The organism is Caldalkalibacillus mannanilyticus JCM 10596, assembly GCF_000615945.1.
Lineage (GTDB): Bacteria > Bacillota > Bacilli > Caldalkalibacillales > JCM-10596 > Bacillus_AT > Bacillus_AT mannanilyticus.
This window is the reverse complement of record NZ_BAMO01000037.1, coordinates 1-22,511: the sequence shown is the minus strand read 5'-3', so window position 1 is coordinate 22,511 and position 22,511 is coordinate 1. Positions and strand designations below refer to the sequence as shown.

20 protein-coding genes and 2 pseudogenes are annotated in these 22,511 nt (G+C 40.6%); 2 read left to right on the top strand and 20 right to left on the bottom strand.

Annotated elements, in window-relative coordinates; all coding sequences use genetic code 11:
- Positions 1-77 precede the first annotated feature (77 nt).
- Positions 78-2,024 (top strand): serine hydrolase domain-containing protein, encoded by a 1,947-nt coding sequence (locus JCM10596_RS28170; RefSeq protein ID WP_159102374.1) that lies wholly within the window; start codon positions 78-80, stop codon positions 2,022-2,024.
- A 53-nt stretch (positions 2,025-2,077) separates the two neighbouring features.
- Here the strand turns inward: JCM10596_RS28170 and JCM10596_RS26330 are convergent.
- From JCM10596_RS26330 to secA, 3 genes and pseudogenes are all read right to left on the bottom strand, one after another.
- A pseudogene (locus JCM10596_RS26330) lies at positions 2,078-2,943 on the bottom strand (YitT family protein).
- An 18-nt stretch (positions 2,944-2,961) separates the two neighbouring features.
- Positions 2,962-4,069, bottom strand: a protein-coding gene (gene prfB / locus JCM10596_RS26325) for a peptide chain release factor 2 (protein WP_148302640.1) whose coding sequence is annotated in 2 segments (ribosomal slippage) — positions 2,962-3,996 and positions 3,998-4,069 — 1,107 coding nt in all. Because the reading frame shifts where the segments join, the coding sequence is not laid out codon by codon here.
- A pseudogene (gene secA, locus JCM10596_RS26320) lies at positions 4,070-6,582 on the bottom strand (preprotein translocase subunit SecA).
- Between the two features lie 195 nt (positions 6,583-6,777).
- Between secA and JCM10596_RS18130 the strand changes: the two are divergent.
- On the top strand, positions 6,778-7,866 hold the full coding sequence (locus JCM10596_RS18130) for an HD domain-containing phosphohydrolase (RefSeq protein WP_025028347.1): 1,089 nt from the start codon (positions 6,778-6,780) through the stop codon (positions 7,864-7,866).
- A 92-nt stretch (positions 7,867-7,958) separates the two neighbouring features.
- Here JCM10596_RS18130 and hpf read toward each other — a convergent pair whose 3' ends face one another.
- The 17 genes from hpf to JCM10596_RS18050 form a co-directional block, all read right to left on the bottom strand.
- The gene (gene hpf, locus JCM10596_RS18125) at positions 7,959-8,501 is read right to left on the bottom strand and encodes a ribosome hibernation-promoting factor, HPF/YfiA family (RefSeq protein WP_025028346.1); all 543 of its coding nucleotides are present in this window, start codon (positions 8,499-8,501) and stop codon (positions 7,959-7,961) included.
- Between the two features lie 341 nt (positions 8,502-8,842).
- Positions 8,843-9,238: a flagellar export chaperone FliS gene (gene fliS, locus JCM10596_RS18120; protein WP_025028345.1), complete on the bottom strand. Its 396-nt coding sequence runs from the start codon at positions 9,236-9,238 to the stop codon at positions 8,843-8,845.
- Between the two features lie 64 nt (positions 9,239-9,302).
- Positions 9,303-9,692 carry a hypothetical protein gene (locus tag JCM10596_RS18115; RefSeq protein ID WP_025028344.1) on the bottom strand — a complete coding sequence of 130 codons (390 nt, stop codon included), beginning with the start codon at positions 9,690-9,692 and terminating at the stop codon, positions 9,303-9,305.
- 2 nt (positions 9,693-9,694) lie between these two features.
- Positions 9,695-11,188, bottom strand: coding sequence for a flagellar hook-associated protein 2 (locus JCM10596_RS18110; protein WP_025028343.1), 1,494 nt, complete (start codon positions 11,186-11,188; stop codon positions 9,695-9,697).
- Between the two features lie 21 nt (positions 11,189-11,209).
- Positions 11,210-11,551, bottom strand: coding sequence for a flagellar protein FlaG (locus tag JCM10596_RS18105; RefSeq protein WP_025028342.1), 342 nt, complete (start codon positions 11,549-11,551; stop codon positions 11,210-11,212).
- A gap of 177 nt (positions 11,552-11,728) precedes the next feature.
- On the bottom strand, positions 11,729-12,556 hold the full coding sequence (locus tag JCM10596_RS18100; protein ID WP_025028341.1) for an SDR family oxidoreductase: 828 nt from the start codon (positions 12,554-12,556) through the stop codon (positions 11,729-11,731).
- A 51-nt stretch (positions 12,557-12,607) separates the two neighbouring features.
- Positions 12,608-13,534 (bottom strand): Gfo/Idh/MocA family protein, encoded by a 927-nt coding sequence (locus JCM10596_RS18095; protein WP_025028340.1) that lies wholly within the window; start codon positions 13,532-13,534, stop codon positions 12,608-12,610.
- Positions 13,528-13,647: an SDR family oxidoreductase gene (locus JCM10596_RS30900; RefSeq protein WP_267879714.1), complete on the bottom strand. Its 120-nt coding sequence runs from the start codon at positions 13,645-13,647 to the stop codon at positions 13,528-13,530. Before JCM10596_RS30900 ends, JCM10596_RS18095 begins: the two co-directional genes overlap by 7 nt.
- A complete protein-coding gene (locus JCM10596_RS26315; protein WP_267879713.1) occupies positions 13,644-14,324 on the bottom strand; it encodes an SDR family NAD(P)-dependent oxidoreductase in 681 nt (226 codons plus the stop codon). Before JCM10596_RS26315 ends, JCM10596_RS30900 begins: the two co-directional genes overlap by 4 nt.
- Positions 14,308-15,030: an acylneuraminate cytidylyltransferase family protein gene (locus JCM10596_RS18085; RefSeq protein WP_025028339.1), complete on the bottom strand. Its 723-nt coding sequence runs from the start codon at positions 15,028-15,030 to the stop codon at positions 14,308-14,310. The genes JCM10596_RS26315 and JCM10596_RS18085 overlap by 17 nt, the downstream gene beginning before the upstream one ends.
- Before the next feature lie 17 nt (positions 15,031-15,047).
- Positions 15,048-16,097 (bottom strand): nucleotidyltransferase family protein, encoded by a 1,050-nt coding sequence (locus JCM10596_RS18080; RefSeq protein ID WP_025028338.1) that lies wholly within the window; start codon positions 16,095-16,097, stop codon positions 15,048-15,050.
- Between the two features lie 2 nt (positions 16,098-16,099).
- Positions 16,100-16,732: an acetyltransferase gene (locus JCM10596_RS18075; protein WP_025028337.1), complete on the bottom strand. Its 633-nt coding sequence runs from the start codon at positions 16,730-16,732 to the stop codon at positions 16,100-16,102.
- Positions 16,726-17,808, bottom strand: coding sequence for an N-acetylneuraminate synthase (gene neuB, locus JCM10596_RS18070; protein WP_148302639.1), 1,083 nt, complete (start codon positions 17,806-17,808; stop codon positions 16,726-16,728). Before neuB ends, JCM10596_RS18075 begins: the two co-directional genes overlap by 7 nt.
- A gap of 34 nt (positions 17,809-17,842) precedes the next feature.
- Positions 17,843-19,009, bottom strand: coding sequence for a UDP-N-acetylglucosamine 2-epimerase (gene neuC, locus JCM10596_RS18065; RefSeq protein ID WP_025028335.1), 1,167 nt, complete (start codon positions 19,007-19,009; stop codon positions 17,843-17,845).
- Positions 19,006-20,016, bottom strand: a complete 1,011-nt coding sequence (locus tag JCM10596_RS18060; protein WP_025028334.1) for an NAD-dependent 4,6-dehydratase LegB — start codon at positions 20,014-20,016, stop codon at positions 19,006-19,008. Before JCM10596_RS18060 ends, neuC begins: the two co-directional genes overlap by 4 nt.
- Positions 20,017-20,026: 10 nt before the next feature.
- The gene (locus JCM10596_RS18055; protein WP_025028333.1) at positions 20,027-21,730 is read right to left on the bottom strand and encodes a motility associated factor glycosyltransferase family protein; all 1,704 of its coding nucleotides are present in this window, start codon (positions 21,728-21,730) and stop codon (positions 20,027-20,029) included.
- Complete coding sequence (locus JCM10596_RS18050) at positions 21,730-22,248, bottom strand: DUF8042 domain-containing protein (RefSeq protein WP_025028332.1); 519 nt, start codon at positions 22,246-22,248, stop codon at positions 21,730-21,732. The genes JCM10596_RS18055 and JCM10596_RS18050 overlap by 1 nt, the downstream gene beginning before the upstream one ends.
- Between the last annotated feature and the right edge of the window lie 263 nt (positions 22,249-22,511).

The window sequence follows — 22,511 nt, the reverse complement described above, 5'->3', positions numbered from 1 at the left end:
TATCTTTTCTTGATATATCATAGGATGGAGAACAATATATTAGAAAAGAATAGACCTACATGAAAGGGGAATATCTCTTGAAAAAAAATATTGCTATGCTACTATGTTTCTTTCTGCTTTTGATACCCATACATAGCTATGCCGCTAACCATCCACCGAAAAATGAGCCTCTCTCCATAACAACAGAAAATGTTACCGCCTTTGCAGACGATTACTTTTCTGAAGCCATGGAGAAAAATCATGTTCCTGGCGCTGTTATCATCGTGGTGAAGGACAATGAAGTAATCTATGAAAAAGGATTTGGTTATGCCAACCTAGAGTCCAACACAGAAGTAGATCCTAAGCAGTCCTTGTTTAGAATTGGATCAGTTACTAAGCTGTTTACAGCTACTGCCATTATGCAGCTCGTCGAACAAGGATTGGTCGATGTAGAGCAAGATGTGAATAGCTATCTAACTAATTTCCAAGTGGATACAGGCGCTTATTCTACGATTAAGATCAAACATCTTTTGACCCATACCCCAGGCTTTGATGAGCGCATTGTCGGAATGGCTGCTCGGGATTATCAAGAGAGAGGTTCACTAGAAGAATATCTCAAAAATAATCAGCCTCAAGTGCTTCGCGAACCAGGAAAATATGTTCAATACAGCAATTACGGGATGGGACTCTTAGGGCTTGTCATTGAAGAAGTATCTGGCTTGAGTTACGAGGACTATATTCAACAGAATATACTAGGACCACTCGGTATGAACAACACACATGTCCTGATGAACGTGGCAGCAGAAGAGCAGCTTGCTCATGAATATGCCTTTCTGGGTGATCAATACCATCCTTTACCACTCTATGATTTTTATTTCCCTCCTGCTGGATCTATGATTTCTACTGCTGAGGATATGGCTGCCTTTCTGCTCTTCCACCTTAACAATGGAACATGGAATAACACCACAGTACTACAGCCACAGACAATCGCTATCATGCACGAACGGCAGTTTTCACAACATCCACAGGTACAGGGCTTTGGTTATGGATTTTTCGAACGATTATCCCACTCTCATCGTTTTCTAGAACACGGTGGAAATACAGGTGGAACCAATAGCTTCTTTATGTTAGATAAGGAGCAAAATGTCGGCGTATTTATCTCCAATAACAGTACAAGTGGAGCTTTAATGACCTATTCCTTCATCCCAGAATTTATTGATAACTTCTATCCCACTACCTCTTCTGTTGCCCAGCTAGAGGCTAATGATCATAAGGTAAGCAGCAAAGAAGAAAGCTTAGAACGTTATACGGGAACCTATTATACCAATCGCAATAGTCAAGAGGATATTTCCAAATTGCCTGTGTTATTAATGGCAAATATCCATATTCAGAACCAGGATAATCAAGCTCTCCTGCTGAATTCCTTCGGTGAAGAATATACCTATGTGCAGAAGGAGCCGCTTGTCTTTGTTCATCCAGAAACCAGTCAAACGCTTGCCTTCGAAGAAGATGAGAAAGGAAACATTACACATTTGTTCTTCTCTGATAGTTTCGTTTACGAAAAGAAAGCCTGGTATCAGGAACCGTTATTCCATTTGATTCTGCTTGTCCTTTTAGCTCTAATAGCTATTCTGACTGGCATAGTGCATCTCTTTCAATTGAGCAGAAGAATCTTAGCCAGAAAGAAAAACGAGAACAGGATAGAACAAAAGGTCGAGCCTGCTTTACCTTGGTATAGTGATCCGCGTCAAATACATCAACTGTTATGTTGGAGTGTTATTCTATACCTCATTGTCTTCCTTATTGGCGTATCACAAATACAGCAAACAGTTGATATCTTCTTCGTTCTGCCTACCCTGATGAAAATCGCCCTACTTATGCCGTTTCTACCAGCCTTCATTGTTTTACTGCAAGGAATTTCATTAGTAAGAGCGTGGATTTCTGGGAGTGAAAGTCTAATGATACGCTTCTACTATACTGGAGTATGTGCCTTGAGCCTATGCGTGATCCTGATTCTTCGTTATTACAATTTCACGGGGCTCTAAAGAGAAAAAGCGATGAGAAAGCCTTAGCCTTCTCATCGCTCTTTTTGACTGATCTATTTATAATTAAACCCTTGTCCCAGCACTTCGTTGGTATCGGTCACAATGACAAAAGCATTAGGATCATTGGTATGAACAATATCCTTTAGCTTGGAAACCTCTGTCTGATTGACGACGCAAAGCAATACTGGACGTTCTTGCTCTGTGTATCCACCCGTAGCAGCTAATTTGGTCACTCCTCGGTCAAGGTCATTTAGAATCGCTGAACGCAGCTTTTCCTGCTGTTCTGTGACGATAAATGCCACTTTGGCATAGCCTAGACCCACTTGAACCATATCAATGGTTTTCCCTGTCACAAATAAACTGATCAAGGCATACAAAGCTAGCTCGATATTAAAGGCAAACGCTGAGGCAAGAACAATCAGACCATCAATCATCAGCACACAAACCCCTAATGTTAAACCCGTATACTTATGTATAATCTGGCTGCCAAATCGGTTCCACCTGTGGAGGCTTTCCCTTTGAAGACAAAGCCAATTCCAACTCCCACACCAATTCCGCCAAATAAAGCGGCTAAAAAAGGCTCATGCGTGATTGGCTCCAAATCCTTGGTCAGAATCACCACGAAAGGTAAGTAAAGGGTTCCTACCAATGTTTTTAAACCAAATTGCCTTCCAAGTAATATGACACCCGCTATAAATAAAGGAATATTCAAGCCCCACTGGACAAATCCAGGCTCTATCCCAAAGAGATGCCCAGTAATAATACTGATCCCGCTCACACCGCCTGAAGCAATCTTATTAGGGAATAAAAGCAAATTAAAAGTAAGAGCCACAATGGTGGCTCCGAATAAAAGGTACAAATAATCTAAAATGAGAGTAGCTGTTTTGGACCTCGGTTGTCTGTTTCTCTTTTTTTTCATCTGTCTTGGTTCTCTCCATTACTTAGTAATCTGTGTGCGAAGGTACGCATCAATTAAGGGATCAAGATCTCCATCCATCACTCCCTGAACATTCCCGACCTCCATATTGGTTCGATGATCCTTGACTAAACTATAAGGATGAAAGACATAGGAGCGGATTTGACTTCCCCATCCAATCTCCTTTTGCTCTCCTTTGATTTCAGCTAGCTCTTTTTGTTGTTGTTCGATCTGCTTCTCATACAAGCGGGCTTGTAAAACCTTCATCGCTTTTTCACGATTTTTAATCTGTGAACGCTCTGACTGACATGTGACAACCACTCCTGATGGAAGGTGCGTAATTCTAACGGCGGAATCTGTCGTGTTGACATGCTGTCCACCTGCCCCACTGGAACGATAGGTATCTATTTTCAGATCTTCTGTCCGAATATCGATATCCACATCATCAGATAGCTCAGGCATAACGTCACAGGAAACAAAGGAAGTATGGCGCCGACCTGATGCATCGAAAGGAGAGATTCGCACAAGGCGATGGACTCCTTTTTCTGCCTTTAAGTAGCCATAGGCATTATGTCCTTTGATAAGAAGTGTCACACTCTTAACTCCAGCTTCATCCCCTGGAAGATAATCTAAGGTTTCTACTTTGAAATCCTTAGAGTCTGCCCAGCGTTGATACATCCGTAACAGCATTTCTGCCCAATCCTGTGACTCCGTACCACCCGCACCAGGATGAAGCTCTAAAATCGCGTTATTTTTATCATAAGGCTCGCTTAGAAGAAGCTCTAGTTCAAAGTCATTCATTTGCTGCTTTAAGATCTTCACATTCTGTAGAGCCTCTTGCACAAGCTCTTCATCCTCTTCTTCTTCCTTGGCTAGCTCTAAGATCACTTGTACATCCTCATAGCCTGCTGTTAATTCAGCCATTTTTTGCACACTGGACTTTAGCGCATTTGTTTCACTTATGATCGTCTGAGCCTTCTCCTGATCATTCCAAAACTCTGGCTGAGCCATTACCTCATCTAATTCCTCAATTCGTCTTTCCTTCGCCTCTAAGTCAAAGAGACCCCCTAAATTCACTTAGTCGTTTTTCAATGATACTCATTTCTTGCTTTATTTCTGTTAATGCCATTTAGTTCACTCCACAACAATTTTTATACTTTTTGCCACTGCCACAAGGACATACGTCATTTCTTCCTACCTTAACCTCACGACGGACAGGCTTCTTTTTAGGTTTTTCTCCATTACTATTTGGGATGACAGCTTCTCCTTCTGCCACTTTTTCACGTTGAACTCCTGGCGTGATTTGTGCCTTCATACTATAGGTTGCCACTTCTTCTTCAATCGCTTCAATCATACCATGGAACATCTCAAAGCCTTCAAATTGGTAGGCTTGAAGAGGGTTAGTCTGAGCATAGGCACGTAAATGAATCCCCTGACGTAATTGATCCATCGCATCAATGTGATCCATCCACTTGCTATCTACAGCACGAAGAACAACCACCTTTTCAAATTCGCGCATGATTTCTGAACCCACTTCTTCTTCACGACGATCGTAGATGCTTTTCACTTGATCTAAAATCAGTTCGATCATTTCTTCAGGTTCTTTTCCTTTTAGCTCCTGCTCTGTTAATGTACCCTCATAGAAGAAGGTTCCATTGGCATAATCAACAATCGCCTGCAAATCCCAATCTTCTGGAATTTCTGACTCAGGGGTATGCATATTCACCGCACGTTCGACCACACTTTGAACCATCTTTAAAACAACTTCGCGTAGACTATCCAGCTCTAAAACCTCTTTACGCTGCTTATAGATAATCTCCCTCTGTTGATTCATCACGTCATCATACTGTAAAACCCAGCTACGAGCATCGAAGTTTTGACCTTCAACTCTCTTTTGCGCTTGTTCAACAGCTCGAGTAATCATCTTACTCTCAATCGGTTGATCATCGTCCATTCCCAAACGTTCCATCATACCCATAATATTTTCAGAACCAAAGCGACGCATCAATTCATCTTCCATAGAAAGATAAAATTGGCTTGAGCCCGGGTCCCCTTGACGTCCAGCACGTCCTCGCAGCTGGTTATCAATTCGGCGAGATTCATGTCTTTCTGTTCCTAGAATATGTAACCCGCCTAACTCGGCTACTCCTTCACCCAACACAATGTCTGTACCACGTCCTGCCATGTTTGTGGCAATGGTAACAGCACCACGCTGACCTGCTAGAGAAATGATTTCAGCTTCCTGGGCATGATGCTTGGCATTTAATACTTTATGTGGAATGCCATTCTTCTTCAATTGGTCAGATAAGCCTCTGAGTTTTCTATAGAGATCGTCCCTACAAGTACAGGCTGTCCTGTTTTATGGCGGTTGACAATCTCCTCTACTACAGCCCTGTATTTCCCTTCCTCTGACTTGTAGACGACATCAGGTAAGTCCTGACGCTGCATCGGGCGATTGGTAGGAATCACATAGACGTCCAAGCCATAAATCTTTCTAAGCTCTTCTTCTTCTGTTTTGGCTGTTCCCGTCATCCCTGCTAATTTCTTATACATTCTAAAATAATTTTGGAAGGTGATAGTGGCTAGAGTCATGCTCTCTCTCTGAACCTCTAGTCCTTCTTTGGCTTCAATCGCTTGGTGTAATCCATCACTATATCTGCGCCCATGCATGAGACGACCTGTAAATTCATCAACGATGACCACTTCGTCATTCTCCACGACATAGTCAACATCTCTCTTCATAATAACTTTCGCTTTTAAAGCTTGAGTAATATGATGATTTAAGGTCACATTGGCATGATCAAATAAATTTTCAATATGAAAAGCCTTCTCAGCTTTTGCTACACCTTCGTCGGTAAGCATGACATTCTTCGCTTTTTCATCTAAGGTATAGTCTGTTTCTTCACGCAATGTTTGGACAAAGCGTGCCGCCGCTCCATAATGCTGTGTGGACTTCTGTGCTTGCCCTGAAATAATTAAAGGAGTTCGTGCTTCATCGATTAAGATACTATCCACCTCATCGACAATGGCAAAATTCAATGGTCTTTGAACCATTTGCTCCTTGTAGATGACCATGTTATCTCGTAAATAGTCGAAGCCAAACTCATTATTGGTTCCATAGGTAATGTCGGCTGCATAAGCCTCTCTTTTTTCATCGGTGGTTAAGCCATGGACATTCAGACCCACTGAAAGACCTAAAAAGGAATATAATTGTCCCATGACCTCACTATCTCTACGGGCTAGATAGTCGTTCACAGTGATAACATGAACTCCCTTGCCGGCAAGAGCATTCAGATAGACTGGCAGAGTAGCCACGAGTGTTTTCCCTTCTCCTGTCTTCATTTCCGCAATCTCACCCTTATGTAGGACCATCCCACCTAACAACTGGACATCGAAATGACGCATTTGCAATACACGCTTAGATGCCTCTCGACACACAGTAAATGCTTCTGGTAATAACTGATCTAACGTTTCACCGTCAGCTAATCTAGATCTAAATTCTGTAGTTTTATGTTGAAGTTGGGCATCTGTTAGTGGGCTTATGTTACTCTCTAGCTGATTTATCTGCTCAACGACCTTCTCTAGTTTTTTTAATTCCTTTTCGCTTGGATCACCAAACATCCTTTTTAGTAAACCGATCATGGTACTCTCTCCTTTGGTCTGTACCTCTAATTTTTCATCTTGTTTGTGGATATCATGTAAATTTTATCAGTTTATGAGGGAAGAAACAAGAAACTATAAAGGTTATTTAACTATTGTACAATTTTTACCGATACTTAAAGTAAAGGCTCCTCATACGTAATCGTTCACAAATACAAAAAAGGGGGATCAACCTCAATGTTTGTTCAATTATCAGAGGAAATACAAGGATATATATTAGACTGTGATGTATTCAATGATCGTGGAATGTTACTCTTACCCAAAGGGCATCTTTTAGTCAAAAGTGATATTCAATTTTTACTTAAAAATCATATTTTTGAAGTAGAAGCTACGGCTCCTCAAGCAGAAAATGAAGAGAACCCTTCACCTGATTCTCCTAACGAGGATTCTCAGCCTTCATCTCCAGATTTACCCCCTTCTTCTACATATCAGCTACGGATTCTTGATGCACACAATCACTTTGCTAAAGCTGTAGAAGATATGGAAGGATTATTCAATAAAACACAAAAGGAATGCAGGATAGATACGGAGGAATTCAGTTCCATCTTTCACCCTCTTGTTGATATTAGCTTACAACAAAGAAACCTTTTTCTATCTTTATCTCTTTCTCCATCTGAACAGCAGAGACTTTATCACCATTCTCTTCAAGTAGGGATTATTTCTACCGTCATGGCTAAATTGTTAAAGCTACCTGAAGACCAGTGCAGAAGAATTGGGATGGCTGGACTTATTCATGATATCGGCAAAGTATTATTAGAGGACCCTAGCGAATACAAAAAGCATCCCACTCATGGCTATCATCTGTTATTAAATTCAAAAAATGCAACTCAGGAGATGCTGGATGCTGTTCAATTCCATCATGAATCACCTAATGGGAAGGGTTATCCAAATGGCAAGATGAAAGAAGAGATTCCCTTAGCAGCTCAAATTATTGCCGCAGCCAATTTATTTGAGCATATGAGTCATGATCAACATTCTTCTACACATCCATCACCTTATATGGCATTATCAGGACTTGTTGAATCCGCTTACAACGGAGAGATAGATTTGGAAATCGTTACTCCTTTCGTATCGTTTCTAACCCCTTCATTTATTGGACAAAAAGTAGTTTTAACGGGAGAATTAATAGGGGAGATTGTAAGTATCGATAACGATGAACCCAATCGTCCAACCGTTCGCTTAAGTACCGGACAATTTATGAACCTGAAGGTTCATCGCTATTTTAAAATTCAAAGAGTGCTTGAAAAATCACCTACTATTGTCTAGAAATATAAATTAGTAAAGGGAGCCACTGGGGCTCCCCTTTATTTTTTCTATGAAGTTGCTATTTTAACGTTATTGGCTCTGCCTGTCCTTCTTTATTCAGGCTGGATAAGCCCGTACTTTCCATCCCTACGTCTGTATACAACACTCACTCGATCGTCCTCAGCATCACTAAAGACAAAGAAGTTATGTCCTAAGAGATCCATTTGAAGAACTGCTTCTTCTGGATCCATTGGCTTTAAGTTAAAGCGCTTCGTACGAACGATTTCAAGAGCATCCTCTTCATGAGCTGCATCATCCTCAAGAGGCTCAAAATACATCCCTTTGGTTACATTATCATTTCTCATTTTACGATTGACTTTCGTCTTATGTTTGCGAATTTGACGCTCAAGCTTCTCCACCACAAGGTCGATAGAAGCATACATATCTGCATTTTTTTCTTCTGCACGTAGCAATAAGCCCGTCATTGGGATGGTAACCTCAACGCCGTGTTGATCACGGATGACTTTTAAAGTTACATACACATCGGAGGTAATTTCTGAAGAAAAGTATCGGTCAAGTCGACCCACCTTTTTTTCTACATAATCTCTTAGGGCTGGAGTTATTTCTAGGTTCTCTCCACGAATGTTAAATTTCATCTATAGCTCCTCCTTTCGTATATATAACATATTCCCTATTTAGAGATAAATTCCTGCTAAATAGCTATAAATTTTAGTCGTTTTTGATCATTTAGACATGATCTAGTCACAAATGTACTGCTTATATTTTTCAGTTTTTTTCTGTTATCTACATCATTCCTCAAAAGTAATGAAAGAAAACATACTATTGATTTCCAAAGCAAAAAACTGCACTCCAATTGTGAGATAAGAAAATACAATTGGAGTACAGTTCGTTTTCTAGATTTCTACTATATTTTGCACAGAAATCTTTCTATATTAAGATCATCATTAAGATCATCCCATTAAAAATCAAATCGTTCTTATTGTCCCTGTCCATGCTGCATTCGGCGGTTGATCTGAAGTGCCTCTTTCCATGTATCACGAAATTCTGTGACAAATCCTTCAACCTCTTTTAAGATATCGATATTATTTCTTAAGTTAGCTTCAATAAGACGGTTCAGTAAATAGTCATACATCTGCATCAGCTGTTCAGAGATCTCCACATCCATATTAAGGGTTACCATAAGTTCACGGATAATGTTTTGCGCCTTAATGATGTTGGTATTCTTCGCCTCTATATTCTTCTTCTCGATATCTAGCTTGGCTTGTTTGATGAACTTAAGACACCCATTATACAACATGAGAGTCAATTCCCCAGGTGATGCTGTATTCATTGCATTCTGTTGATAAGCTTGGTATGGATTATTGACTGACAATGTTATTTCCTCCTTCACCCGAATCCTGAATTCTGGTAACTCTTATAGGCTCCATGCCTGATCTCTATTTTCTTTTGTCAATATATGCGCCATCTGTGTACACGTCACCATAGCCAGCATATCGATTTGCCATATGCTTGCCCTGTTGTAATTTACTAAGTTGTAATGCAAAGGCTTGATAAAGCTGAGCAATTTTATCTGTAATAACATGCTCCCATATTTTCAATTGTTCAATCATTGCTTTTTCATCGGCAGACCATGTAACTCCGCCCTCTTTATACAGAGTCTTCATCTCCTGAAGAGTTCCTTCTCTTTCAATCAATAGTCGATCGATTTGTTCCACGTACTCAGGCTCATTTTGATCCATGTTTTCATTTACTTGCTCTAGATGCTGCATTAACTGTCTTGATTGCTCACATAACTTAGAAATCACTCGTTCTTGTGCGATCATCATAATTAATTACCTCCAAACATGTTTTGCATCATCCACATACTTTGTTGATTAGCATTATTCAATGCTTTTTCCATCGCTCCAAATTGTCGCCAGTAGCGATTTTCTACCCGAGCGAGGCGATCTTCAAATTTAAAAATTTGATTATTAAGCTGTCTTATGCTTTTCCCCAACGTACTTTGATCTGCACTTGTTGTTCCTGGAAGTCCCGCACGTTTTCTTAACTGATCAACCATTTTATTCGCATCATCATAGATTCGACGTGATATTCCCTTTTCTGCAGCAGAATCACTTGCTTTAGTAAACAGCGCCATCACTTCATCAGGTTTCTCAGTCAATGCTTTTCTTAATTTATTTTCATCAATAACGAGCTTTCCACCTGACAAGTAATTTCCCGTCGTAATTCCAAGCTCAGATAGATGTTTCATTTGCCCACCCGGAATACCACTGACAGGGTCTGAGAATGAACGGCGCATGCTGCTCATTACCTCACGAAGAATGGGATCATTTCTTAATAATCCACTCTTAGCTCGTTCATCCCAAAGTTCAACTTCTCGATCTGACATCGCTCTTCGTTGTTCATCAGTAAGCGGAGGGAAATCGCGAAATCTAGGTTCATTCAGTTTCCCTTGTAATTCATCAATTAAATTGTTGTAGTTCGTCACAAAATCTTTGATCGAATTAAACACTGCATCTGTATTACTTCTGACAGATAAAGTAATGGTCGTTGCAGGATCTGCACGAACCAAGGAGATATTCATTCCATTCACTGTGGTTGAATTGGTTTTTAAATTGTCTATTTCAATTCCATCAAAGGTGATTCGACCATCTGCTCCTGAAGCTGAGAAGGTGCTACCTCCTCCTAGAATTTGATTTTGAACAAACGTTGTGTTTTCAAATTGAATTCCTTGATCAGAACCCATATCTTTCGTTGAGAAAAAGAAACGGGAAGTGGTGTTGTCAAAAGAAGCTCTGATCCCTAGTGATTTCCCATCACTATCAACCGCATCGTTTATTTTTTTCGCTAGAGAAGAATACGTATCTTCATCCGTAACGGTGATTGTTGCCGTCTTTCCTGCTCCATTCGTCAGCGTAAAGGTTTCAGTTCCTCCTGCTGCTAAGACCCTATCTGCCGCTTTAGCAGGGCTTCCTCCCGTATTGGTGATCTCATTCTCTGATCTTAGCTTAGCCACTTCCGCTAAGCTATGTACCACCACTTGATGTGTACCTGGAGATGCATTTGCCGTAGCCGTTGCTGTTGCGTTCGCTTGATGTGAGGAATTCACCCCATAGGCAATAAATGTTGACTGTAGTCTCAAGTTAGACATGCTATCTCTAAATTTAGAAAGAGATAGATTCACATCTCGATAGGCATCACGCTGCCAATCGACCCATTGTTTTTTCTGAAATAACTTATCTAAAGGCATTCTTTCTGCCCGCATCAAGTCCTGGACTAACTGATTTATATCCATCCCTGATGCTAATCCACCAATTCTCATAATAAGCTCCTTTCTTTCTCTCTATATTTTTTCATCTACAAGTAATCCAGCTAATTCCTGAAATTTATGGATCATATCTAGAAATTTTTTACTTGGAACTTCCTTAATAATTTCATCTGTTTCTGTATTTTTGACTTGAACATAATATTTGTTTGTTGCCTCATGTAATTGGAAATGCAAATGAGTCTGTGTCATTTCAAAAAATTGATTAGCACCTTGAATGGCATCTTTTAATTCTTGCTCATCTACCTGACCCTTGGATGCAACAACCATCTCTTTTTTCTCTTGTATTGGCTCAACAGCTGGTCTGATTTCTTTTGAAGGGGTTATTGGTGATTTCTTGATTATCGGCCTGACCTCCATAATTCCGTACCTCCATATCTGTTCTTACTTACTATATCGGTTATGAAAGAAATAAGTTTAAGTAGCAGGAAATAAAAAAAGACTGATCAGTGAAACATGAATATGCTCCCCATCTAGTCTTTTGTCCTTCATTGTTCTTCATTGTTCTTCAATGCCCTTTTTGTTCTTCGTTTATGATTACCAAGCATGTAAACCGCCATCAACAATAAGATTATGTCCTGTAATATAGCTTGAAGCATCCGAGGCAAGGAATAAAATAGCACCGACTAATTCGTCAGGCTGTGCCATCCTTCCTAGAGGAATTCGGGCTGAGTATTTCTTTTTAAATTGTTCGTTCTGTCCACTTTCTACTCCACCTGGGGTAATGGTATTCACTCTTATGTTCTGTTCCGCCCAGTACGTTGCTAAGTAGTTGGTTAATCCTACAACAGCCGCTTTGGAGGCTGAGTAGACGGCGGGACTATTAATTTCTCGCTCTAAGTAATAAGAGCCCTCATAAATTCGCTGATCTGGACCCATAATGCCATAAATAGATGAGGTTTGAATAATCGAACCGCCCTTGCCCTGTTGCACCATCTGTTTCCCTATCGCTTGAGCAACTAAAAACATCCCATCAACATTGACAGACATAATCTGTTTCCATTGATCCAGAGTATAGTCTTCGAATGGCGCAAAGAAAGCATCTAAATCGTTGGATTTTCCGGCAGCATTGTTCAATAGAATATGAATCTCGTGAAATTGTTTCACGACCTGATCAACCATCTTCTGCACAGAAGATGGATCAGTAATATCACAAGAGATGCCCAGCGTCTGAATACCGTACTCCTTAGCTAATTCTTGGGCAAATGCTCCTGAGCGCTCTTGATCCAGATCGACAACCACGACATGAGCACCACACTCTGCTAGCCCGCGGCAAAAGTGTTGTCCTAATATACCCAATCCACCAGTCACAACCGCTGTTTTTCCACTTAAATCATATTGTTTTAAATAGAGTTTCCCGTTCATATGATCCTCTCCTTTCTCAAAAAATACGCTAGCTTCATCTGGTACTAACGGCTATATGTCAATTTCATCTATCTGTACCCTTCTGTCTTCTTTTTTGGAGATCTGCCCCGCAATCAGTATACGCATGAGTGTTAATGTTTCATTCGCTGGAATCTCGGGCTTGTGGGTTTGTACAGAATGAATAAAATGCCATAAGGCTCGACGAAACATGGAAAAGTTATCTGAGATGTGGAAAGTACCGTGCTGCTTCGTCCCAACACAGTCTAGTTGAAAAATTTTTGTGGCACGTTCAATGGAGTTGATTTGAAGCAAGGTCCCATTTTCTAGTCGAATCGAGATAGAAGATACACTTTCTGTTCCACTATACTGAACAGAGATTGGCTGTAGTGGGGTAACAGATTGGAAGGCTTCAAGCAAGTGAATCCCATATTTCTCCCAAGAATTTAATACCGTTCCTTGAAGAGATAGAAGCTCACCATATGAGTCAATCTCTTTCCTCAAACCATCCAACTCACGAGCATACCTCATCGCGGAGCAAGACATCAGCTGCCCTGACTCAAGATACGGCTTCAAGAGAGCAAGTTCATGGATATCGAGAGACAGAGGTTTATCAATAAAAACTGGAATACCTGCTTTTAAGAGAGGTAATGCCATTTTCGCATGTTGTTCATAATCATCTCTTGCCAAAATGACCGCATCTACCTTACCGATCAGCTCTTCGATCTCCGAAACCTGATGCGGAATAAAGCAAGCCTCTGATAAGCTCTGTGTCAAGGAAGGTGACTGTGTCCAAGCATGTGTGACCTGAACACCAGGAAAGCCAAATTCAGAAGGATCTCGCGCCTCCAGGTAGTTGCATATTACATCCCAACCAGCCTCCCGTAAAGCCTCCGGCGAATAACCGTTGATAATAGCTGAAAAAGAGAAGGGATGTCCATTCCCTTCACTTAATCCAATCATCCCTATGTTCATTACCATACCGACCATCCACCGTCCACACAGATATTTTGTCCTGTCATGTAGCTTGAGGCATCGGAGCAAAGAAGAGCCACAGCTCCCTTGATTTCATGTGGCTGACCAATTCGATTCAAAGGATTTTTTCCAGCGAGTTGCTGCATAAACTCGGTATTTTTCTGTGTTTCAGGATGAGGAAACGGACCTGGCTTAAGCAGTTGACTCTAATTTCATGAGGAGATAAGAAGCTAGCCAAGTATTTTGTAAATTGGATGACACCTGCTTTTGCCGCTCCATAGCTTGGTGGATTGGTAAACTTAATCCCATCATAAATTCGATAGTCGGGTGCTACATGACCATACATTGAGGTAATGTTTAAAATAACACCTTTCTTTTTCTTCAATCCTGGGAGAGCTTTTTTGACACAGCGAAAAACAGAGTGCAAGCTCATTTCAATATCGTATTCCCAATCTTCATCTGAGATGGACTCAAATGAATTTTTATTCCCTGACCAAGCATTGTTGACAAGAATGTCGATTCCGCCGAACTCTGCATCGATATATTGAAAGGCTTGAGCAATCGATTCTTTATCCATTAAATCCAACTGCAAAGGCTTTGCCCATATTTGATCGCCATATTTCTCCTCTAGTTCTGCGCATTTTTGCTTACATTTCTCTAAATCACGGCTGGCAACAATGACATTGGCTCCTAGCTCCGCTAAGGTTTCACTAATCTCCGAACCCAAATACCCCGCTCCACCCGTCACTAAGGCAATTTTATTTTTTAAAGAAAGCAAATCATAAATCTGAGTCATTTTTCATCCTCTTTTCCATAATTGATTGAGCAATAATGAAATCAAGCTCATCATCAATATCTATTGAGTTTTCTCTTGGAATAAGAACAGCCCCTAATTTCCCTGGTAGAAGGTGGGGCGAATCAGGTTTTATCATGTCCATCTGGAAAGCATAAACGGCTCCATTGAGCTGAATTGCCTCTGGAAGCTGTTGTCTAGGTAACCACGGATTGGCACCTTCAATAAACGGCTCAGGACTGCCATTCACTAATTTCCATGAGCGATGGGGATTTAATTCCGCTTGAGAAAAAGTGGCTACAGAGTCGTATCCTTGTTCAGAGTCCTCAAGCAAGGTCAAACATTGTTGGATATCTTGCTTTGTTCTCATGGGGCAGGTCGGCTCAAGATAAAGCATATAGGTTGCTTCTTCTTTTTCCTGTCTTAGCTGTTGAATGTGATAACGAATTAAATCGATCGCCAAAGAATGATCTCTGGCAAGCTCCTCAGGCCTCATGACAACTTCTGCTCCATATTCAAGTGCAACCGCAGCAATTCTTTCATCATCAGTTGATACGATCACTCTATCCACTTCTTCCATCCGCTGTGCTAATAAGATAGTATACGCAATAAGTGGCTTGCCTGCTATTGGTTTAATGTTTTTTAATGGAACTGTCTTACTTCCACCTCTAGCAGGGATTAGTGCAATGACTCTTTTCCCCTGTATCATCTGCTCTCCTATCCCCTCTATCCGAATATTTCTGAGTAATCTCCATTTGCTTTATGAAAATCATCTACACGCCCAATGTCTAACCAGTATTCCCGAATCGGAAAGACAGACGTTTCTTCCCCTTCTTTAATCAGTTCCTCGTATAATGTCGGCATATCAAAAAATTCTCCCACAGGAATACGCTGAATCACGGATGGATCTAGTAGATAGATACCCGCACTCACGAAATAGCTTTGAATGGGTTTCTCTTCGATTCCCCTAAGCCTGTGTTGATCAACATGCACTACTCCATAAGGGATCTGTACATTGTACTCTCGCACACACATGGTCGCTTTAGACTGATTTTCAGTATGGAATTGTAGCATTTGGGCAAAATTGACCTTGGTTAATAGATCACCATTCATCACTAAGATAGGCTTGTTTGGCGTTTCAGGCAACAAGCTCAAAGGTCCTGCTGTACCAAGACGTTGATTCTCTCGTAAATACCTGATATTAACCCCCCATTGCGAGCCATCTTTAAAATAATCCTCGATCATTTCTGCCTTATAATTGACGGAAATATAAAAATTATAAAATCCATGTTCAATAAAGCTCTCTAGAATGGTTTCTAGTATAGGCTTGTCCCCAATCTTTAGTAACGGTTTAGGTGTATCCTCAGTTAAAGGTCTTAGTCTAGAACCAAGTCCCCCCGCCATTAAAACCACCCAATTATCCTTAGTCTGGAACTCGAGTAAATCTTCATAATACTTTAAATCAACAATCTGGTTCTCCTTATTCACAATGGGAATATGTCGGAGATGCATACGCTTCATGTTGACCAAAACTTTTAAGTTATCTAGCCCTTCTTCTAGTTTAAAAGGCTCTGGATTCATAATGTCTACGACTGAATGATGAAGTGGAATTCCTTTCAGAATGCCTCGACGTACATCACCATCTGTAACCGTCCCCACTAAACGCTCTTGTTCATCAATAACTAAAGCGATTTGTAAGCTGCTATCATCAATTTTTTGGATCGTATCATGGATTGTATCAGACATTTTTACAATGGCTTTTTTCCAGTTGTGCATGACTATACCTCCTTAGCCGGAACTCCTATCACTTTCGTGTTGTTTGGTACATCATGAATAACGACTGCTCCCGCGCCTATGACACAGTTCTTTCCGATCTGAATCCCTTGAATGATCGTCGCTCCTACCCCTATATGAGAGCCTTCATCAATCCTTACTCCTCCAGAAAGGGTTACACCCGGGGCTATGTGGACATGCGGACCAATGGTGCAATCATGATCTATACTTGCCTTCGTATTGATAATGGTGTTTTCTAGAACCCTGCTTCCTGCTTGGATAATAGCACCAGCCATCACTTGGACTCCTTCTCCCAGTACAGTATCACGACTAACGATACTTCTAGGATGAATCGTCTGTGTAAAGTGATAGTGCTGTTTTTTAAATTGAAGATATATTTTTTTTCTAAGCTCAAGGGAACCAATGGAGCCAATTCCATTCACCAAAACAATTGAATCAGGTGAGAATTGTTCCAGTAATTCTTGATCGCTGACAATGGGAACCTGAGCCCAAGAAAGCTCTAGATTATTGTTCTTTTTGTCAGCAATGGCTACGACAGAAAGCCCATTTAGCGTAACTACATCATGTACAACTCGAGCATGTCCCCCTGCTCCTAATAGAACAACAGAAGTTACCATTGAATCGCCTCATCCATCTGATAGTCACTTTCTGCTTGCCTTCCAATGAGATCATAATAATAAAGGGCTGATATGCCAGCGCTTGAACGTTTTACTGTCAGGTTTTGTTCAGTGAACGTTTCTCCCTTTTTGATTTCTTGCCCTGCCACTATCACCTTGCGTACCACCGACAGGTTTTTTTGTTCGGAGAGAGTAGGGACTTTTCTCCAGGCACCTAGGGCTTGCTCTACGTTTCGAATCGCTGATACCATTTCTCTCAATTCTGAAGGTTCAAGTGAAGCCATGTGGTCGGGACCAGGCATGGTTTTATCCAACGTAAAGTGCTTTTCGATCATCACAGCTCCTCTCGCCACCGCAGCCACAGGGATCGAGATCCCACTTGTGTGATCAGAATATCCCACTGGAACTTGAAAAGCACTATGCAGGGTATCCATGTTCCGCAGGTTAATTTCTTGAAAAGGGGCAGGATATTCTGTTGTACAATGTAAGAGCGTCACATATTCTTGTATGGCTTGTTGGCCTTCAGCTGTATAATAGACCTTCTTACACTCTTCTAATGAGGAAGGAACGCTCTGTGTGACCCAACCATGAGCCAGAACTGAAAGCGCATCTTCTACATCTCCCAATGAGGCCATTCCTGTTGATACAATCACTTGTTTTTTATACTGCGTAATATGGTGCAGTAATAAAGAATTGGTGAGTTCACCAGAAGGAACCTTAATGTACGGGAGAGAATAATGTTGCATTAAAAAATGTAAGCTTTCCAAATCAAAAGGAGTTGATAGAAAGTCAATGTCTACCTCCCGACAATAGTCATATAGCTCATGATGCATTTGTTCTGTTAGTTCTAACTGCTTTAGCATGTCATATTGCGAATCTTGATTTCCTGTATTACTCACTTGATAGGCTGCTTTCCTAACTTCCTTACTTACTATTTTATCGGCTTTAAAGGACTGAAATTTAACAGCATCTGCTCCGGCTTCTTTCGCTGCATCGACCAACTGTTTGGCTAATGTAAGGGAACCATTATGATTCACACCTGCTTCTGCTATGATATACGTCTTCTCTCTACCCATGTGCATACACTTCCTTTGAGCCATTCCCATAACGTTATCCTTCAAGATCATAGAAGGTTTTGGTGATGATCTGGGTTAGGTCCATTTTTTTTAAGGTTTCCTTGATTTGTTCCGATACATTTCCTTCTCCATAAGGTGATTTTACCTGCCCAACACTCTTCACAAATTCAGCCGACAAGGCACGTCTAATTCCTGCTATAATCTGATCCTTCGAATCGTCAGTATTGATAATCGAGCTTGCTTGCAGCCTTCCTTTTTGCCTGTTACCAATATTCACTGTTGGCTTTTTATAAAAAGGAGCCTCGATAATGCCGCTTGATGAGTTACCAATAACAACATGACAGAGCTGTAGCGTACTTAAATATCGCACCTGACCAAGCGATGAATACGCTTTGGTTCTCTCGGGATGACTAGCACAGTACTCATCAATCTTTTGATTAATAATACGCCCATCTGTGTCCGAGTTTGCTTTGGTGAAAAGAATCGTTGCCTCGGGAAAAGAGTCTAATGCCTCCAATAAATTTGTAATGGCTGTTTCAGAATACTGATCGAGTAAGGTTTCAGGGTGGTATGTCACAAGAAACAAAGGATAGGAAAGGGAGATCCCTAGTGAAGCTTCTAGCTCGTCCTGCTGTAGAAGCTTGAGCTTTCGAATATTATCGATTCCTATAGCCCCATAGTTGAAGACACGTTCAGGACTCTCCCCTAGTTGAATCACTCTCTTAGCATAGGAAGCAGAAGCCACAAAATGAAGATGAGACATTTTGGTTACAGCATGTCTGATGGCTTCATCTATCGCTCCTTCTGTCGTCTCCCCCCCATGAATATGGGCAATGGCCATTCTGGCAACAAGAGCAGCTTGAGCCGCAGCGAGAATTTCATAGCGATCACCAAGCAAGACAATAAGATCTGGTTGTAATCGAGCGAAAGCATCGGCAAAACCAATCGTTCCTAAGCCCATTGATTTAGCAATAGCAACGGCAGAATCAGCTGATAAGAGCATGTCAATTTTTTCGTGGATGGGGAAACCATCCTGCTCGATTTGCTTATAGGTTAAACCAAATTCAGGAGATAAGTGCATCCCTGTTACGACAACCTGCAACTCCAATTCAGGATCGTCTTGAATCTCTTTCATCAACCAATAGAAAAGCCCATATTCGGCTCTAGTTCCTGTGACAATACATATCTTGCGGCGAATCATATCGTATATATTCCTGTTTTGTACTTCTTCAAATTTTCTTCTTTCGTAAACCAAGCAATAGTTTCTTGAAGTCCCTTAGAAAATCCTGGTTTTCCTGCATAGTGTGGCTCCCAGTTTAGCAGCTCTTTGGCCTTTTTGTTACAAGCCCATAAACGTTCTACTTCACTTTTTTCGGGTCTTAATCTCTGTTCCTCTGTTTCGATTTCGATTTCTTTGTTCATTAGTTCTGCAATCAATTGAACGGTTTCTCCGATGGATATTTCATAGTTACTTCCAATGTTAATCACTTCACCATTGGAGCGATCAGATTCAGCCAGTGCCAGAAAACCAGATACCGTGTCTTGAACATAATTAAAATCACGAGTAGGATGAATCGCTCCTAGCTTAATCTTCTGCTGACCGCTAGCAATTTGGGTAATAATGGTTGGAATTACTGCCCTCGCTGATTGTCTAGGTCCGTATGTATTGAATGGGCGAGCAATAGCAACAGGCGTCTGAAAGGAAGCATAATAAGAATAAGCAATTTGATCTGCGCCTATTTTTGAAGCAGAATAAGGCGATTGCCCCTGCAAAGGATGGGCTTCCGTGATAGGGACAAATTGGGCTGTCCCATAAACCTCACTCGTGGAGGTATGAATCACCTTTTCGACTTGGCATTCCCTAGCCGCCTGTACAATATTTAGGGTTCCTTTAATATTGGTATCGACATAGGTATCCGGGGAATGATACGAATAGGGGATCGCAATAAGGGCTGCCAGATGAAAAACAACATCACAGCCCTTCATCGCCTGCTTCACTCCGTGCGGATCGCGAATATCCCCTTGAAAGATTTCCAATTGTTCACGGATATCCAGAGGACTCTCATCTAACCACCCCCAAGAATTAAAGGAGTTATAGTAAACAAACGCTCTGACATCATATCCTAGACGAACTAAGGCTTCCGTCAGATGAGAACCGATAAAGCCGTCTGCCCCAGTAACTAGTATCTTTTTTCCTTTTAAATTCATAAGTTTCTCCTCATTTATTCACGTAGTATTTTTCTTTTAATTCCTCATATCTCTGATCCTTTAACAATTCCTCCACAAAATTTGCCGAATCCATAATTAACGCTTTGATTTCCTGAATCATGCGCACCCGATCTTGATTCGAATATTCTTCCTTGTCGAAACCATATTGGAATATATTACTTAAACGTAAGACTCTAAAGGAAAATTGTTGCAGAATCACATTTTCATACAAGGGTAATTTACGCACATTTTTCAAATGCTTTAACATTTTTTTCAGATCCTCTTCAGAGGCAACGTCCTCTTTGAAGTAGCTGACTTTTTTTCTTGCTTTCTGTAGTTCCTCATGTAACTCCTCTAAGTCGCCCATAAAGGATTGAATGGAATCTCTTCCTGTTTCAGTAGAATGCTTATGCGGAATCTTGAGTTCAATCTCTTTGCGCTTATGAGCTAGATCTTCAGGAGATAGTTCGACATAAGGTGCTCCTGCTATTTTGGCTCCATGCTTAGATAAATTAAATACTTTTACTTGATAAGGCTCTATCAAACGTATCATACTCACGAACGTTTCTAGGAAAGCATACAATTGGTGATTGGTCGGCACTTTTCCACCCATGTTATTTTCTACTTCTAGTGTTGCCTCGACATGCACGCTTTCCGCATGATTATGAACCCCATCAGAGTAGTACTTGCCATCTACAAGAGCTAGGTCTTGCCCGATTAAATAAATTTCACTAAATCCAAGGTATTGAAGAACTTGTAGCGTCATATTGGCTACAGAAGGTACAGGTTTAAAAAGAAGTAACTCAGGAAGGTAATATCTTGATATCCAATCAATCTCTGCTCCAATTAAAACGACAGGTCCGTCATGATGAGCCAATATATGATGGTTAATCACACTTTCGATGATTAACGGTCCAGAGTACTGAACATCTTTAAAGTGAGTTTCATAGTTTACTAAACCTGAATCGTAGGTACAGACAAAGTCAGGGGTAATGCCATTGTTAAGTAGTCCATTAATCGCTGAACCCGCGGCAAAAATATAGGATGATTGTTGAAGCTGCTTCACCAATTCAATATTGTGCTTCAGGGATGGACCTGCCGCGGCAAGGACAGCTCTCTCTCCTTTAAAGGCACCCTTTAAGTGAGTGATTTGAAGCATTTCCATTGTGTATTCCAAATTAAAGAGTGGCTCAAACACCCAATCCTTTCTAAACTTCCGCTGAGTATTTACATTTAATTGAATTAATTCCGTTCCATTTCTCAGCTTCGTGATAACGTCCTTTAAATAAACTGAGTCTGTTTTCACATAATGCGGATGAAAATGAAATTCCACATCCACTCCACTATATTTCTCCATCACCGCTCGATATTGCAGAGAAGAACCCTCTAGCCCTTCTTTGAAATATTCAAAGCTCATGCGAGTGGTATCGCTAAGATGAGGGGTTAGCTCTTCTACAAGAGGAATTTCAGTATACGGTTCAACAACATAGAGGTAGAGTAAGTCGTCCTGCTTTAGCCACTCCTTGACGATCGCTCCATTCCCCATCCCTATTAAGACAAAGACTTTATTTTTGACATGATGCTGTTTGACAAATTTTTGTGCCTCTTTTTCTGGTGAATAAAGGGAGTTAAGAGGAATGTTCTTCTGTTCATCTCTATAGACAAATACTTGTTCACCATTATCCGCGCTTCCCTGTTCAATCTTATAGTTCATTAATTTACGTTCCTTTCAGCAAGTTGATCTCGAAGTTCCTCTAATATAGGCAGACACTCATACTCTAAGAGATCTAATAAATAACTCTCATTTTGATTCTCCATTTGAGCTAATCCCTTTTTGGACAACTCCTTAATCTTCTCTTCAGATGGAAACGCCACATCAAAATATTCTGTAAGTGATTGTAGCTCAACAAAGGTTTCGACAATGTCAGAAAATGCTTGGAATATTTTAGCTTTATTATTCTCATCAGCTAGCTCTTTTATGTTCTTTTCAGCTTGATCGATAAATTCGATGACAGATTGGATCGTTTCGCTCTCCACTTCCTGTATAGAACGAGTGATAAATTGTGGACTCTCTTCTGCTGCAAGCTTCTGAATAATAACCTCTTCCATCAAAGGAATATGATCCTCATCAACAATAAGAAGGTGGTTTTCTTTTAAGTACTGAAATACGGCTTCCACGTTCTCTTCTAATGACTTCTTCTTTTCCATTCTTTCTGATCCTAGTACGATCATATCGTCACCTCTTCGCTTCCTCTAGATATGCCTAAGTATAGGCTATCTAATTTAATATTTCATTATTCTGCTTTCTTCAAAGTCAGATGGTTAATAATCTCTATATTCTAAGTCTATATTGTATATATCGCCCAAACCATTGTTTATTTTAACCTTTTTAAGAATAAAAAGGGATTGCCCCTGAAGAACACTTCTTGGCGTTCTTCCGGAACAATCCCTTATTTAATAAATAAAGCTAACGTACTTGTGAAAATTAACGTAAC

What these genes read in the sequence shown, in the direction of transcription:
- JCM10596_RS18130 (WP_025028347.1), top strand. Translation starts at nt 6,778, where the DNA reads ATGTTTGTTCAATTATCAGAGGAAATACAAGGATATATATTAGACTGT.
- hpf (WP_025028346.1), bottom strand. Translation starts at nt 8,501, where the DNA reads ATGAAATTTAACATTCGTGGAGAGAACCTAGAAATAACTCCAGCCCTA.
- JCM10596_RS18115 (WP_025028344.1), bottom strand. Translation starts at nt 9,692, where the DNA reads ATGATGATCGCACAAGAACGAGTGATTTCTAAGTTATGTGAGCAATCA.
- JCM10596_RS18110 (WP_025028343.1), bottom strand. Translation starts at nt 11,188, where the DNA reads ATGAGAATTGGTGGATTAGCATCAGGGATGGATATAAATCAGTTAGTC.
- JCM10596_RS18105 (WP_025028342.1), bottom strand. Translation starts at nt 11,551, where the DNA reads ATGGAGGTCAGGCCGATAATCAAGAAATCACCAATAACCCCTTCAAAA.
- JCM10596_RS18100 (WP_025028341.1), bottom strand. Translation starts at nt 12,556, where the DNA reads ATGAACGGGAAACTCTATTTAAAACAATATGATTTAAGTGGAAAAACA.
- JCM10596_RS18095 (WP_025028340.1), bottom strand. Translation starts at nt 13,534, where the DNA reads ATGGTAATGAACATAGGGATGATTGGATTAAGTGAAGGGAATGGACAT.
- JCM10596_RS26315 (WP_267879713.1), bottom strand. Translation starts at nt 14,324, where the DNA reads ATGACTCAGATTTATGATTTGCTTTCTTTAAAAAATAAAATTGCCTTA.
- JCM10596_RS18085 (WP_025028339.1), bottom strand. Translation starts at nt 15,030, where the DNA reads ATGATACAGGGGAAAAGAGTCATTGCACTAATCCCTGCTAGAGGTGGA.
- JCM10596_RS18080 (WP_025028338.1), bottom strand. Translation starts at nt 16,097, where the DNA reads ATGCACAACTGGAAAAAAGCCATTGTAAAAATGTCTGATACAATCCAT.
- JCM10596_RS18075 (WP_025028337.1), bottom strand. Translation starts at nt 16,732, where the DNA reads ATGGTAACTTCTGTTGTTCTATTAGGAGCAGGGGGACATGCTCGAGTT.
- neuB (WP_148302639.1), bottom strand. Translation starts at nt 17,808, where the DNA reads ATGGGTAGAGAGAAGACGTATATCATAGCAGAAGCAGGTGTGAATCAT.
- neuC (WP_025028335.1), bottom strand. Translation starts at nt 19,009, where the DNA reads ATGATTCGCCGCAAGATATGTATTGTCACAGGAACTAGAGCCGAATAT.
- JCM10596_RS18060 (WP_025028334.1), bottom strand. Translation starts at nt 20,016, where the DNA reads ATGAATTTAAAAGGAAAAAAGATACTAGTTACTGGGGCAGACGGCTTT.
- JCM10596_RS18055 (WP_025028333.1), bottom strand. Translation starts at nt 21,730, where the DNA reads ATGAACTATAAGATTGAACAGGGAAGCGCGGATAATGGTGAACAAGTA.
- JCM10596_RS18050 (WP_025028332.1), bottom strand. Translation starts at nt 22,248, where the DNA reads ATGATCGTACTAGGATCAGAAAGAATGGAAAAGAAGAAGTCATTAGAA.